General features: G+C 41.5%; 18 protein-coding genes. 12 read left to right on the top strand and 6 right to left on the bottom strand.

The features are described 5' to 3' along the window. Positions 1-50: 50 nt before the first annotated feature. On the bottom strand, positions 51-236 hold the full coding sequence (locus AWH49_RS00215) for a ComZ family protein (RefSeq protein WP_018391773.1): 186 nt from the start codon (positions 234-236) through the stop codon (positions 51-53). Positions 237-398: 162 nt separating this feature from the next. On the opposite strand from AWH49_RS00215, the gene AWH49_RS00210 reads away from it, so the two are divergent. From AWH49_RS00210 to AWH49_RS00190, 5 genes are all read left to right on the top strand, one after another. Beyond that, the gene (locus AWH49_RS00210) at positions 399-581 is read left to right on the top strand and encodes a YjzD family protein (RefSeq protein WP_018391774.1); all 183 of its coding nucleotides are present in this window, start codon (positions 399-401) and stop codon (positions 579-581) included. 135 nt (positions 582-716) lie between these two features. Beyond that, positions 717-1,649: a beta-ketoacyl-ACP synthase III gene (locus tag AWH49_RS00205; RefSeq protein ID WP_063964278.1), complete on the top strand. Its 933-nt coding sequence runs from the start codon at positions 717-719 to the stop codon at positions 1,647-1,649. A 29-nt stretch (positions 1,650-1,678) separates the two neighbouring features. Then, positions 1,679-2,920: a beta-ketoacyl-ACP synthase II gene (fabF, locus tag AWH49_RS00200; RefSeq protein ID WP_026221528.1), complete on the top strand. Its 1,242-nt coding sequence runs from the start codon at positions 1,679-1,681 to the stop codon at positions 2,918-2,920. A gap of 79 nt (positions 2,921-2,999) precedes the next feature. Further along, a complete protein-coding gene (locus AWH49_RS00195; protein ID WP_034289211.1) occupies positions 3,000-3,188 on the top strand; it encodes a YuzI family membrane protein in 189 nt (62 codons plus the stop codon). A 56-nt stretch (positions 3,189-3,244) separates the two neighbouring features. Next, positions 3,245-3,985, top strand: coding sequence for a DUF3603 family protein (locus tag AWH49_RS00190; RefSeq protein ID WP_034289214.1), 741 nt, complete (start codon positions 3,245-3,247; stop codon positions 3,983-3,985). 37 nt (positions 3,986-4,022) lie between these two features. Here AWH49_RS00190 and trpS read toward each other — a convergent pair whose 3' ends face one another. Then, positions 4,023-5,015, bottom strand: a complete 993-nt coding sequence (gene trpS, locus AWH49_RS00185) for a tryptophan--tRNA ligase (RefSeq protein ID WP_152333463.1) — start codon at positions 5,013-5,015, stop codon at positions 4,023-4,025. Positions 5,016-5,411: 396 nt separating this feature from the next. On the opposite strand from trpS, the gene spxA reads away from it, so the two are divergent. The 6 genes from spxA to AWH49_RS00160 all read left to right on the top strand — a co-directional run bounded on the left by spxA (position 5,412) and on the right by AWH49_RS00160 (position 10,783). Then, positions 5,412-5,807, top strand: coding sequence for a transcriptional regulator SpxA (gene spxA, locus AWH49_RS00180; protein WP_018391780.1), 396 nt, complete (start codon positions 5,412-5,414; stop codon positions 5,805-5,807). A gap of 216 nt (positions 5,808-6,023) precedes the next feature. Beyond that, positions 6,024-6,665 carry an adaptor protein MecA gene (mecA, locus tag AWH49_RS00175; protein WP_034289217.1) on the top strand — a complete coding sequence of 214 codons (642 nt, stop codon included), beginning with the start codon at positions 6,024-6,026 and terminating at the stop codon, positions 6,663-6,665. Positions 6,666-6,782: 117 nt separating this feature from the next. After that, entirely contained in the window at positions 6,783-7,952 is a 1,170-nt protein-coding gene (locus AWH49_RS00170) for a competence protein CoiA (RefSeq protein WP_082862609.1), read from the top strand. A gap of 66 nt (positions 7,953-8,018) precedes the next feature. Next, positions 8,019-9,833, top strand: a complete 1,815-nt coding sequence (pepF, locus tag AWH49_RS00165; protein WP_063964276.1) for an oligoendopeptidase F — start codon at positions 8,019-8,021, stop codon at positions 9,831-9,833. Between the two features lie 496 nt (positions 9,834-10,329). Continuing rightward, positions 10,330-10,461, top strand: coding sequence for a hypothetical protein (locus AWH49_RS20905; protein WP_280512804.1), 132 nt, complete (start codon positions 10,330-10,332; stop codon positions 10,459-10,461). A gap of 28 nt (positions 10,462-10,489) precedes the next feature. Then, positions 10,490-10,783: a coiled-coil domain-containing protein gene (locus AWH49_RS00160; RefSeq protein WP_063964275.1), complete on the top strand. Its 294-nt coding sequence runs from the start codon at positions 10,490-10,492 to the stop codon at positions 10,781-10,783. Positions 10,784-10,986: 203 nt separating this feature from the next. Here AWH49_RS00160 and AWH49_RS00155 read toward each other — a convergent pair whose 3' ends face one another. The 4 genes from AWH49_RS00155 to AWH49_RS00140 form a co-directional block, all read right to left on the bottom strand. Continuing rightward, a complete protein-coding gene (locus tag AWH49_RS00155; protein ID WP_063964274.1) occupies positions 10,987-11,811 on the bottom strand; it encodes a ClpXP adapter SpxH family protein in 825 nt (274 codons plus the stop codon). After that, on the bottom strand, positions 11,808-12,206 hold the full coding sequence (locus AWH49_RS00150; RefSeq protein WP_063964273.1) for a globin domain-containing protein: 399 nt from the start codon (positions 12,204-12,206) through the stop codon (positions 11,808-11,810). Before AWH49_RS00150 ends, AWH49_RS00155 begins: the two co-directional genes overlap by 4 nt. A gap of 92 nt (positions 12,207-12,298) precedes the next feature. Further along, positions 12,299-12,910, bottom strand: a complete 612-nt coding sequence (locus AWH49_RS00145; RefSeq protein ID WP_063964272.1) for a lytic transglycosylase domain-containing protein — start codon at positions 12,908-12,910, stop codon at positions 12,299-12,301. A 1-nt stretch (position 12,911) separates the two neighbouring features. Then, positions 12,912-13,484, bottom strand: coding sequence for a CYTH domain-containing protein (locus tag AWH49_RS00140; protein ID WP_063964271.1), 573 nt, complete (start codon positions 13,482-13,484; stop codon positions 12,912-12,914). A gap of 130 nt (positions 13,485-13,614) precedes the next feature. Between AWH49_RS00140 and AWH49_RS00135 the strand changes: the two genes are divergently transcribed. Next, entirely contained in the window at positions 13,615-13,995 is a 381-nt protein-coding gene (locus AWH49_RS00135; protein ID WP_063964270.1) for a UPF0738 family protein, read from the top strand. Positions 13,996-14,000: the final 5 nt, after the last annotated feature.

Raw genomic sequence — 14,000 nt, 5'->3', positions numbered from 1 at the left:
TTCAATGAGACAAAAAAACAGTGCCGTATTATGGACGGCACTGTTTTTTCTTATTTTTCCGTTTGTGCATCTTTTTTGCCGAGTTCATACGCTTCTTGCATGACGTTCATAAATAAGCCAAAAAAGGGCTCTGCCATTGCAGGAGAAAACTCGATACCGGCTTCTTTCATTTTTTCCTGTGCATTTGGTAAATAGTTCATCGCAATTTGCATAAATTCCATCTGTTTGTTATCCATCATATTATCTCCCTTTTTATCCAGGCTATTGCCTAGTTTCTATTCTTTTTATTTTACTGCAAAAATCGTCAAGAAAAAGAAAAACTTTTTTATGCCGCCGATCCCGTAATATGCTAAGATTATAAACAGAGTACATAAATGTAAGGTGAAGGAGGTTTACACGTGCAATATATTATGACATTTGTTTGGACACTTTTCTTGTCTGAAATGGTTGTATACGTTGTGTCATCGATGAACGGTGCTCCGTTTCATGCTGAAACAGGCGTTCTGGTCGCCGTTGTCGTTACGATTTTGTTGTTCATTTTGACAGCTCTAATTCCAAACGATCCTATTGAGAAACATTGATACATGAAAGCGGGTTCCTAGTAATAGGAGTCCGCTTTCATTTTTTTAGTTGCAATCATGAATTGTTTTCAGTAAAATTAGGACCAAGTCTTAATAATTGATATTACTAATGTATGTGAAAGAGGGTGCGTTTTGATGAACGCTGGAATATGGGGAATGGGCAGATACATTCCCGAAAATGTGTTAACGAATGCGGATTTGGAAAAAAAGATGGATACGTCAGATGAATGGATTCGCACGCGTACAGGGATTGAAGAACGCCGTATTGCTGGAGATGATATCGATACATCCTATATGGCGATGAAAGTAGCGGAAAAAGCAATTGAGAACGCAGGAATTCATCCAGAAGAAATTGATCTCATTATTACAGCAACGGTGACACCCGATTATCGTTTTCCTTCTGTATCATGCTTGATTCAACAAGAAATCGGTGCGGTGAATGCAGCAGCGATGGATATAAGTGCGGCGTGTGCCGGGTTTATGTACGCTATCATTACAGGGAAACAGTTTGTGGAAACAGGCACGTATAAACACATTCTCGTCATTGGTGCAGAAAAACTGTCAAAATCCGTTGATTGGGAAGACCGTAATACAGCCGTTTTATTCGGAGATGGTGCTGGAGCAGCCATTCTTGGTCCAGTTGCAGATGGACGGGGTATCCTTTCATTTGAGCTCGGTGCAGATGGACGGGGCGCCAAGCATTTATATCAGGATGAATATGTCAAGATGAATGGACGTGAAGTGTTTAAATTTGCCGTCCGTCAAATGGGTGAATCAGCGATTAACGTGCTCGAAAAAGCGGGTTTAACAAAAGATGATGTTGATTTTTTAATGCCCCATCAGGCAAACATTCGCATTATGGAATCATCCCGCGAACGTCTCGGGCTGTCGCCAGAAAAAATGTCGGTAACGATCAATCAATTTGGCAATACATCATCTGCATCGATTCCGATCACGTTTGTAGAAGAACTGGAGAAGGGAAAGATTAAAGAAGATGATGTCATCGTGATGGTCGGTTTTGGCGGAGGATTAACATGGGGCGCTATCGCAATGAAGTGGGGACGCTAATAGCAGATTACAATAAAGAGGTGGAAAACGTGGAAAAGCGAAGAGTAGTCATTACCGGTCTCGGCATTGTCTCACCGGTTGGAAGTACGATAGAAGAAGCATGGGCCAGTGTCACAACAGGAAAAAGTGGTGTGAAGCCGTTAACCCGGTTGAATGCAGACGATTATCCCACAAAAGTGGCGGCAGAAATTAGAGACTTTGACCCTGAACAATTTATGGAGAAAAAAGATGCACGTAAAATGGACCGTTTCACTCAATATGCCGTTGCAGCAGCGAAAATGGCGATCGCGGATGCAAACCTTGATATTAATGATGAAAATGCATCACGTATCGGTGTCTGGATCGGTTCGGGTATTGGTGGAATGGAAACATTTGAAAACCAATACAGAATATTTTTAGAGCGCGGCTACCGCCGGGTCAGTCCATTTTTTGTGCCGATGATTATTCCAGATATGGCAGCAGGGCAAGTATCCATTTATTTAGGTGCAAAAGGAGTAAACTCATGTACCGTAACTGCATGTGCAACGGGTACAAACTCCATAGGGGATGCGTTTAAAGTGATTCAACGCGGCGATGCAGATGCGATGATTTCAGGTGGTGCAGAAGCTCCGATTACCCAAATGTCCGTAGCTGGTTTCTGTGCAAATACGGCGCTTTCAAACAATCCGGATCCAGCAACAGCAAGCCGTCCTTTCGATTCGAACCGCGATGGGTTTGTCATCGGTGAAGGAGCAGGTATTGTCGTTCTTGAAGAATTGGAGCATGCGAAAAAACGTGGTGCGACTATTTATGCGGAAATCGTGGGATATGGTTCGACAGGTGATGCTTATCATATTACAGCGCCTGCGCCGGAAGGTGAGGGTGGAGCACGTGCTATGCAAATAGCCATTGATGATGCAGGATTTGCACCAGAAGACATTGATTATATCAATGCACACGGTACAAGTACACCGTACAATGATAAGTTCGAAACGGCTGCCATTAAAACGGTTTTCGGCGACCATGCACGAAAACTTTCGATTAGCTCTACGAAATCAATGACGGGTCATATGCTTGGTGCAGCAGGTGGGGTAGAAGCGATTTTCACCGCGCTGACTATTAAAAATGATCTTGTACCGCCAACCATTAATTTAGTCAATCCAGATCCAGAATGTGATCTTGATTACGTGCCGAATGAAGCACGAAAGCAAGAAGTTCGTTCTGCGCTGAGCAATTCACTCGGATTTGGTGGTCACAATGCAACGATCGTGTTAACCGAATATAACGATTAATCCTAAAACAGGCCGCGGCCTGTTTTTTTTGTTTCGATGCTGCATATACATACAGGACAAGCAGCGGGGATGTGATCAGATGCGATTCATGATCTTTTTAACAGGATTCGGCTTTGCTGTTGCTGGCGGTGTTAGTTTTATTATGTATTTTAATTTGCTTGCAGCGGGCATGACATGGACAGATTATTTATCTTTCACAATCAGTAGACCAGAATGTTATTTATTTTTCCTTGGCTGGGTACTCATTATTTTGGGGTTGAAGGAATAAATTAACGGAAACGTGACGATAATGAACCCATAATAAGGAGTTCAAGGAGGAATTTGATGCTATACCTTCATGATGTATGGGTCAACTGGTTTGAAGGAGAAGAAAACGGATGCAATGTATGTTTTTTTCATGAGTGGCGTAAAGATGACGGCATGGTGATGTTGGATCAAGTCCCTGTATTGATTGTGAGGAAATCAGCCATGGATTATATGGAGAATTCTCTAGGTGAGCTACCGGATGATTTATTGAAGAAAATTGAAAGCAAAGCATTTATTCGAAAAGGCAGTAAGGTGGAAATGTTGGAATACTGTTTTATTGCTTCAGATGGAGAACGGATGATGGCGATTGAGACGATGGGGTACCGTGTACCTGTGAAAAAAAGCCGACTTATGCCACAGCATGAACTAATTGTCCGTGAAATGGCGGACTGTCATGCAGCAGAACCATTTTATTTTCCGGAAATGAATGAGAAAACATACAGCTTAATTGAGCCAGCACCTGAATGGATGATCGGACTGACACGGAAAGAACGGCAGTTAAAGCAGTTGTTATTACTTGCTGTTGATCAGCTCATTGAATCAGAAAATGAGCCGGAATTAAAGTATTGGCTGACGGAATGGATGCCGGATCGTTATGAAGAGATTCGAGAAATGGATTGGGATATGGCAGCGAGCACATTTAGCGAAGCAGTAAAAATTGGATGGAGCCCACGACATGAACAAATATGCGGTCAAATTATTAAAGGGCGTCCATTTTTTGAGAAAATGTATGAGCATGAGATGGGTGTCGCCACGTGAAAGAAATCCCGCCAAACTGATTGGCGGGATTTCTTTTTTATTTTCGTTTACGGCCGAGGCCCATTGCATTTTCCATTTTCTTAAGCGTTCTGCCTGCTGTACGACGCGCTTTTTCTGCACCTTCATCAAGAATACGGTCCAGTTCATCCGAGTTAATAAGCTCATGGTAGCGGGATTGAATGGGAGCGAGATTTCGGATAATGATGTCTGCCACTTCTTGTTTGAAATCGCCGTACCCTTTTCCATCAAACCGCTTTTCGACGTCCGCAACCGGTACACCCTCAAAAGCAGCACAAATGGACAGCAAGTTGGAAACACCTGGTTTGTTTTCTTTATCGTATTTCACGATACCATCTGAATCTGTGACCGCACTTTTTACTTTTTTCTCAATTTGTTTTGGATCATCGAGAAGTGTAATGAATGCTTTTTGATTCGGGTCAGACTTGCTCATTTTTTTCGTCGGTTCCTGTAAAGACATGATGCGCGCACCTTCTTTTGGAATACGCACTTCAGGAATCGTGAAAATATCATTGTATTTCTTGTTGAAACGTTCCGCTAAATCTCGCGTTAATTCTAAATGCTGCTTTTGATCTTCGCCAACCGGCACAATATCTGTATCATAGAGCAAAATATCGGCAGCCATCAGTGGCGGATAAGTAAGGAGACCTGCTGAGACCGCTTCTTTGCCTGCTGATTTGTCTTTAAACTGTGTCATTCGCTCAAGCTCACCAATGTAGGCAACACACTGCAGCATCCATCCTGCCTGCGCGTGTGCGGGCACTTCGGATTGAATGAACAATGTTGCTTTTGCCGGATCAAGTCCAACGGCGACATAAAGCGCTGCCAGACTGCGAATGTTTTTTCGTAATTCAAGACGATCTTGCTGCACGGTAATGGCATGCTCATCGACAATGCAAAAATAACAATTATAATCATCTTGCAGTTCTACAAACTGTTTTAATGCGCCAATATAATTTCCTATTGTGATCATTCCACTCGGCTGAATACCGGAAAAAATCGTTTTCATCATAAATCAATTCTCACTTCGCTTCATCTTATTATGAGTATGATTATAAACAAAACAGACTGAATATTCAAGGAGTGCTTAATTGTAATCAAATTGTTTAAAGAAGAGCGGAATGAAAAATAGTTTAAAACCATTTACACTTATTTTTAAAAAAATGTTTTTGACGTTTAGTGGACACATTTCTCGGGTATAATCTATTGTGTAGAACAAAACAAATAATTTTTACGATATAATGAAAACCATATTCAATGAATGTCATTTCATGGTATAATACATATGTAGCCGGTTGTTGAGGAGTTTCACTAATTATTTGAAATCTCCATGAACGTTCAATTCCTCAAATTTACAGGTGTAAATTGACAGGTATTATACATTTTAATTAAGGAGTGTGAATGAGGAATGGTTACACTATACACATCACCAAGTTGCACATCTTGCCGTAAAGCGAAAGCATGGCTGGAAGAACATGAAATACCTTACGTGGAACGCAATATCTTCTCTGAACCGCTAAGCATTAACGAAATTAAAGAGATTTTGCGTATGACGGAGGATGGAACAGATGAAATCATTTCAACACGTTCAAAGATTTTTCAAAAATTGGATGTTGATCTTGAAACGCTTCCTCTTCAAGATTTGTTTGAATTGATTCGCCAAAATCCGGGATTGCTTCGCCGTCCGATTATTATGGATGCAAAGCGCTTGCAAGTCGGTTACAATGAAGATGAAATCCGCCGCTTCTTACCACGGAAAGTTCGTACATTCCAGTTGCTTGAAGCACGGCGTATGGTTAACTAATGGAGAGAGAATTCCTGCAATTCATGCAGGGATTTTTTTTGTATAATTCACTTGAATAAATCAAAAAATTCAGATAGAATAAGCGGACAGCCCTCCGATTTTGGAGTCTTTCTATTTTCATTTATGACATGTTTATCATACAATAGAACAAAGGGATGAGGAGTTTGTTTTCCGTACTCCCGACAACCCTCTAAATGGAAGGGAGAGACCGCAATTATGGAAATCGAACGCATTAATGAGAATACGGTGAAGTTTTTCATATCGTATGTTGATATAGAAGAACGGGGCTTTGATCGCGAAGAAATCTGGTACAACCGGGAGCGCAGCGAAGAACTGTTCTGGGATATGATGGAGGAAGTCCATGATGAAGAAGATTTCACAGTGGATGGTCCCCTTTGGATTCAAGTGCATGCACTTGATAAAGGGCTTGAAATTTTAGTAACACAAGCAAACTTAACGAAAGACGGCCAAAAGCTTGAGCTTCCATTCACAAGTGATAAGCTTGATGTAGAAGGACAGATTGAAGACTTGCTTGAAGAGCATTTTGACCGAGCGGAAGAAGATGAACAACCACTTGATTTTATTCTTTCGTTCCAAGATTTTGAAGATGTCATTACGCTTAGCAATCGTGGCGGTCTCGATCATTTGATCACATCTCTTTACGCACATGAAAACCGCTATTATTTATTTGTTGAATTTGAAGAAGAGCGGTTTGAAGAAAAAGCTATTGACGATGCACTTAGCATTTTGCTTGAATATACGCACGAATCACGAATGACCATTCATACGCTGCAAGAATACGGAAAATGTGTGATCGATGACAATGTATTTGAAACGGTACGCCAATATTTTTCATAATGGGAGAGCCTTCTGATTCAGGAGGCTTTTTTTGTCGTGCTACGCAGAAAGGGGGGCTTTCGAGTGGGGATTTTGATCATGTATGACGTTTTACTTTATTAAAAGGAATGCCTAATCATGTGTCGAATGATACAATACAGTGTGAAAGGAAGTGGTTGTATGCTGGCGGCAGTCGATATAAATGGACAGCCCGTTGTGCTTGCCGGACCTGATGCGAAACAGATGGCATTAAGCTTAAAAAAAACACCTCATTTTTGCCCACAGTGCGGCCGCCCGGTCGTCATTAAAGCGGGAGATGTCAACATTCCACACTTTGCTCACGAAACATACTCTTCCTGTGACTCTTTTTCCGAACATGAATCACCACGTCACCTTGCTGCCAAAATCGATTTATTTAACTGGATAATAAGAACGCACGATGCCATAATGGAAGCGCGTCTGCCCGATGGAACGCAGCGACCTGATATATTATCGGGAACGATTGCCGTTGAATACCAATGTTCAACCATTTCAGCTTCGTTATTCCGAGAACGGACGAAGAAATATATGATGCGTGGTTTAAATCCTTTTTGGATATATGGTGGTCCTTCGATTGAACGAAAAGGGCGATATGTGAAATTAACACCGTTTCAACGGCTTTTTATGCGCTATCATGCACAGCTTGGCTTTTATTTCGTTGCGTATTGTCCGGATTTTAAATTATTTACCATTTACGGACGAATCATACCGGTAACCATATCGCTCTGTCAGGCAGTACGCCTTGATGTGAAAATAGAGGATATGACGTTTCCGCCGTCCGCTGTATTTTTAACTGAATTTATGTTTCCACTCGCACCCTTTTTTGATGAAAAACGAAAATGGATCGACCGATCGCTTTATTATAGCAATGCGCGAAATCATCCGTTTTTTCGGACCGTTTATGAATCAGGTCGAAATCCATATTTATTGTCGGAAGAAATCGGCCTGCCGGTACGAAGTGGCATGGCCATTCGCAATCATGCGGCCGAGTGGCAATTTTATATTGTGCATGACCGTAAAAATGGATCGATGCAAGAAGCGGCAAATATTATCCGTAGACGTATTCAGAAGGGTCATTTAAAAGAAACGATTATGCCGCTCGCTCCGATGATGACACCGGAACAAGCAGCAGAAGATTACGTAGCGCTTCTTAATGAAATCGGTATAAAAAGAGGGATGGACAGTCTGTCAAGGGGTGGAAAAATACGGAGGGAAGAGGAATTTTGTCTCGCACATGAAAAGCGAATTATAGACAGGCTGATTTTTTGAGGAATAAGAAAAAGGAATATACAATAAAGAAGGAGAATGGTTTATAAATAAAGGGAGGTTTTTAACGTGGCAGACAATCAAGTAAAACAGCTTCCGGCACGTAGTGAGATTACGGAAGAATTAAAGTGGCGTCTGGAAGATATTTTTGAAACAGATACAGCATGGGAAGAAGAATTTAAAACGATCGGGAAGCTTGCTGGTGCTGCGGCCTCTTATAATGGCACACTCGGTAACAGCGCTGAGCAGCTATATTCGTTTTTTACGTGGCAGGATACGCTTTTAGAGCGCATGGGCAGGTTATATACGTATGCACATATGCGTTACGATGAAGATACGCAAAATGGTCATTATCAAGGAATGAATGACCGGGCGAAGATGCTGTATACGCAAATTGCCGGCGCATTGTCGTTTGCTGATCCAGAAATTTTGTCCATTGATGAGGAAAAAATTAATGGCTTTGTAGCTTCCTACGAGCCGCTTTTACTTTACAAAAAAGTGCTTGGTGATTTGAATAAGCAGCGTCCACACGTATTGTCAGCAGTCGAAGAGAACTTGCTGGCGCAGGCGTCAGATGTGCTCGGGTCATCAAGTGCAACGTTTGGGATGCTGAATAACGCAGATCTTGAGTTTCCGGTCATTCAAGATGAAAATGGGGAAAACGTACAAATTACGCATGGTAATTACGTTCGCTTTTTAGAGTCGTCAGACCGCCGTGTACGCGAAGAAGCATTTAAAGCGGTATACGCAACATACGGAAAATTCAAAAACACGTTTGCATCTACATTATCAGGGCAAATTAAAAAAGATAATTTTTCCGCTCATGTCAGACATTACGGAAGTGCACGTGAATCTGCGTTATCACGTAATCATATTCCAGAAGAGGTGTATGACAATCTCGTCAGCACGATCAATAAAAACTTGCCGCTTTTGCACCGATATATCGCACTTCGTAAAAAAGTGCTTGGCCTCGATGAGCTGCATATGTACGATTTGTACACGCCACTCGTCGCAGAAGGCAAGTTTGACGTGAATTATGATGAAGCAAAGGCCCTTTTATTAAAAGGATTGAAACCACTTGGGGAAGAGTATAATGGCATTCTCGCACAAGGGCTTGAAGGCCGCTGGGTGGATGTTGTTGAAAATAAAGGGAAACGCAGCGGGGCGTATTCATCCGGTGCGTACGGCACGAATCCATACATTTTAATGAACTGGCAAGATAATGTAAATAACTTGTTTACGCTCGCTCATGAATTCGGTCACAGCATTCACAGTTACTACACACGTGCGAATCAGCCATATATTTATGGTGATTATTCGATTTTTGTTGCGGAAGTGGCATCCACGTGCAACGAATCGCTTTTGAATAACTATTTGCTGAAAACGACAGAAGATGAGAAAAAGCGTATGTACTTGTTGAATCACTTCTTAGAAACGTTCCGCGGCACGGTTTTCCGCCAGACGATGTTTGCTGAATATGAACACCTCGTTCGTGAAAAAGCACAAAATGGAGAAGCATTGACAGCGGACGGATTAAGCGCGGCGTATTATGAATTAAATAAAAAATATTTCGGCGATGACATGGTTATTGATGAAGAAATTGCGCTTGAATGGGCACGCATTCCACATTTCTATTATAATTATTATGTATATCAATATGCGACGGGCTTAAGTGCAGCGATTGCGTTGTCTTCGCAAATTTTAGAAGACGGCGAACCTGCTGCAGAACGATACATTAATGAATTTTTGAAGGCTGGCAGCTCAGCTGATCCAATTGACGTATTAAAGAGTGCAGGTGTGGATATGACGGCAGCTGATGCCATTGAATCCGCATGCAAAGTGTTTGAACAGTCACTTGAAGAAATGGAAAAACTATTGTCTTAATATGGGATTTAATACTGTCAAATCCATTGTTATGACAATTAGGTGAACGGATCGGACGCACCTTGCAATATATGTGCCAAACATGATAGGATAAGGGTGTGAAATTGATCACTTATAAACATATACCCCTTTGTTTGACTGTGAAAAATTTCTTCCATCCCCTTTGTTCGTAAGGAAAAGCCTCGCTTCAGCGGGGCTTTTTCTAGTTGACGCAGAAAAACTCACATCAGTTAGATTACAATCATCAACTACTGAATCAAACCTTTTAATCATCACTCCTCATCAATTCTTTTCATAATCAAAAATTAAAAAAGCATTATTCTATGCGTGAAGAAACAGATGTTTACGCTTAGGAAGAAAAGTGTAATACCAGTGAATGAACGTTCTCAATAGGGAATCTAGTTTATCGTTTGGTTTTTTTAAAAATGTGCTTGTACTGATCGGTACGTCCAAACACTTCTTTCTTTTTAACATAGTTTATTAAAGAAGGGAGGAATTGACTGCTAGGGCACATCAAAGGCAAATTCAACAAGGAAGCGCCAATGCTAACAACGTTGAGAAACGGTTAGACATGTGGGCGGAAATGGTAGCAGATCAACAAGAACAGAAGAAAAATGCTTTTATTTAAATTTAAAAATTGAAGGGAGGGTTATAGTATGTCAGGATGTCACGACCATGGTAACAACGTTGATAGACGGTTAGCTATGTTGGAGGAAATGGTAGCAGGTCAACAAGAACAGATTGATCGTTTAAGAAAAAAAGTGAATAAACTTGAAGATAAAGTGGATAAACTTGAAAAGAGAGTAGATCAACTTGAAGATAGAGTAGATCAACTTGAAGATAGAGTGGATAAACTTGAAAAGAAAGTAGATAAACTTGAAAAGAAAGTAGATAAACTTGAAAAGAAAGTGTGTAAACTTGCAGATAGAGTGGATAGACTCGAATGTTAATAAGATTTAGCAGAAAAGTAGCCATTGTTTACACGTCATAATGAGCGACTCTTCAATCGTAATCAGTACGCAGACGCAGCCTTCAAAAAGAAGACTGCGTCTGCGTTTTTAAAAAATAAAAAAACAACCTCGCTTCAAGTGGAACTATTGAAAAGCGGAGTTGTCAACGGTATAAGACGCCAGCAGCACTGTCGTCTTTTTTATTATATATACTCCCAGAAAGTGCCGTGCTTTGTATCGATTTTGCGCACTTTTTGCTGTAACTGCAGCTTTTTCAATTCTCGTAAAGCATGAACTTCTGAACAATCGTACACTTCACTAATTTCAGTCGTTGCTGCAATTCTGAAATATTGCATGAATTCTTCAAGCGGCGGTGGATCGAGCGGCTCGGGTATTTCTTCCAATATTTCCTGCAAAATTTGAACGTAAATATCGTATGAATAAAGTCCAGCAATTTTAATGCCTTCATCTTCTATTCGTTCATTGAAAAACACGACCGTCGGTGCTTCGTCTACATCCATTTCACATGTAATCGTCAAATCACATTGAAAGGCTTTCGTCGCCCCAGTGGAATGAATATCATTTAAAAATTCGCCTTTATCTAGTCCTGATTCTTCTGCACACCGGCTCAATACAGCTAAATCAGATACATTCTCTCTGTCTAAAAAAAACTGTTCCTGCAGTTTACGTAAAAACTTACTTCCTGCCCTTCTTCCTTGCAGTTCCGCTGCTTTTATCGCAATTGATGCAAGAAAAGGAGAGGAAACAGAGTCTTCCACCCAGAGCGATTCATCGCACGCAAGTCCGCTCTGTTCAACAGCAAGGGGCCGCCTCGGTGCATTTAAAGAGGTCAGTTTTCCGGTCAGCACTTGCTTCAGCTTAAAATAATGCCCATATTCTATCTGCAGTTTCCGGAGCTTCGGATCAAGTGCCCAGCATTCCGGACAAAGTGGATCAACAAATACATATAGCTCGAGCGGTTTTTGTCGGTTAGAGCAAATACGATCAGGTAATTGTATTGAATTCACAGAACATCATCCTTATCATTCGGCCGGTTCACCATGTGGCGTGCCGTTTGTGTAAGCCGTTCAAAAAAGAAAGTCCGCAAATCTCCGTGTAACTGCACCTCATCCATTGCCGCATTCATACAAGCTAGCCAGGCATCTGCCCGTACCGGTGTAATTGGAAATGGCAGATGGCGTGCTCGGAGCATGGGATGCCCGTGTTCTTCCATATAAAGGGGAGGACCACCCAAAAACTGTGTCAAAAATTGCTTCTGTTTCCGGGCCGTCTCCGTTAAGTCATAGGGGAATATCGGCACAAGATCCGGATGTTGCGAAACGCGGCTGTAAAATGCGTCAACTAGCTTTGAAAGCTGTTCTTCGCCAATGATGTCGTATGGAACATTGGATTGCTTGGCCATAAAATGTACTCCTTTTATTTCATAGTATATATTCATTTTAACAAGGCTTCTGTTATAAAACAAATGAAGTGCTTCACACAAAAAAACCAGCTCTACGTATTGTAGTAACTGGTTACTTTTCTTACATAATTTTGTGTTTCGCTGAACGGCGGAATGCCGTCGTACTTTTTTACGTTGCCTGGCCCTGCATTATAGGCTGCAAGTGCCAATGTTGTGTTGCCATCAAACATGTCGAGCATTCGACGCAGATATTTGGTACCCCCAAACACATTTTGTTCTGGATCAAACGAATTTTGTACACCAAGATCACGTGCGGTTGCTGGCATGAGCTGCATGAGTCCGGACGCGCCTGCATAGCTGACCGCATTCGGGTTAAAATTGGATTCCTGTTTGATCACAGATTGAATGAGTTTTTTCGGCACATGATATGTTTCTGCAGCCCTTGTAATAATATCATCATAATCTGTCCCCGCGGCCGATAAAACGTCTGCACCGGCTTTTGTATAAAGAGCAGGCCCAGAGGCAACGGTGCTCGATTCATTTGCATTTACAATTTCAAGTCCCTGCACGAGCGCCTGCTGTAAAATGGATCCGAAGACCATAGAATGAGCTGTTGGTGTCAAAAAAGGAGAAGTAGTCTTCGTTGCTGGCATGGCATTCATCATCGTTGAACGAATCATCGTATTAAAGAAGCTTGTATCCACGTTAATGGCCTCCGTTTTGAAATTGTGCGTGATAGAAACGGCGAATTTTATTTTCAGCCGGTATATATTCGATATTGAATGAATTTAGAAGCGCAAGAAAAGTCTGCTCACCTGAAAGATCTTTTGCTTCATATTCAATTTCGTAATCTTCTTGGTTTACATATGTGCTGTGATCAAAAACGAGCAGCCCACCTTTATAATCTATTTCAGCCCGTGTTGTGGACAATGTACCGAAATGAAAAAAGGCATTTTTACCGGTGTGTTTACGGGCAGCAGCCATCACATCGTTATCTGGAATGCCACCAGATAGGAAAGCAGTTACGTCATCATTTGAGAGAGCAACGGTTGATTCAAGCAATCCGACTTCAGCTGGTTCCTTTAATGTCATTTCAGCTCGTCCATTTTTTTCACGAATGCGCAAGGCAGCACCGGCTTCTTTTAGCGAAAAGTCAGCCGTGTCGAAATAATGGTTATGCTGTGTGGTAAAGGGGCCGGGATGAAAGGATTCAACCAATTGATCAAATTGTTCTTTTGACAGCAAACATTTAAATTCAATTTCAATTTCCTGGTTCATTTATCTTCCTCTTTTTCCAAAAAAGTCGTTACTCTCATTGTATCCTGTTCAGACAATGTTTAAAAGAACAAAATGTGGTAAAATGGTTACGATGTTTTGAATGAACGGACGTTATAAAGGAGAATTAGATATGAGAACAAAATGGCATTTTACGAACACAGAATGGGTGGAAGGGGTGCTTCGTCTATTATCAGAAGAAGACGTTGAAGTCACACACTTGCAGGCAAGGAACCAGGTGATTACCGATTCAGACGCCTTTGCCTTTGTGTATTTGGCTGAAGCGGAACCTGGATATGTGTATGTGTATTTGCACGAAAGCACATGGCTGGACATAAAAAAAGCGATTGATGGCAAGCATCCACTCGAAGTGGTCGGTACGGACGGAACATTTACACTTGCCTCATTTCAAGAAGAAATGGAAGAGCTCGTTGCTAATATTGAAGGGAACGGCAATTACGGCGAGGAAATGGTGGGAAAAGTAGAACGAGTCTTTTTCGCCGAACAGCACTGATGGAG

Source organism: Domibacillus aminovorans, assembly GCF_001643235.1.
Classification (GTDB): domain Bacteria; phylum Bacillota; class Bacilli; order Bacillales; family Domibacillaceae; genus Domibacillus; species Domibacillus aminovorans.
Note: the sequence above shows the minus strand (reverse complement) of the source record. Positions and strands in the feature narration are given on the sequence as shown.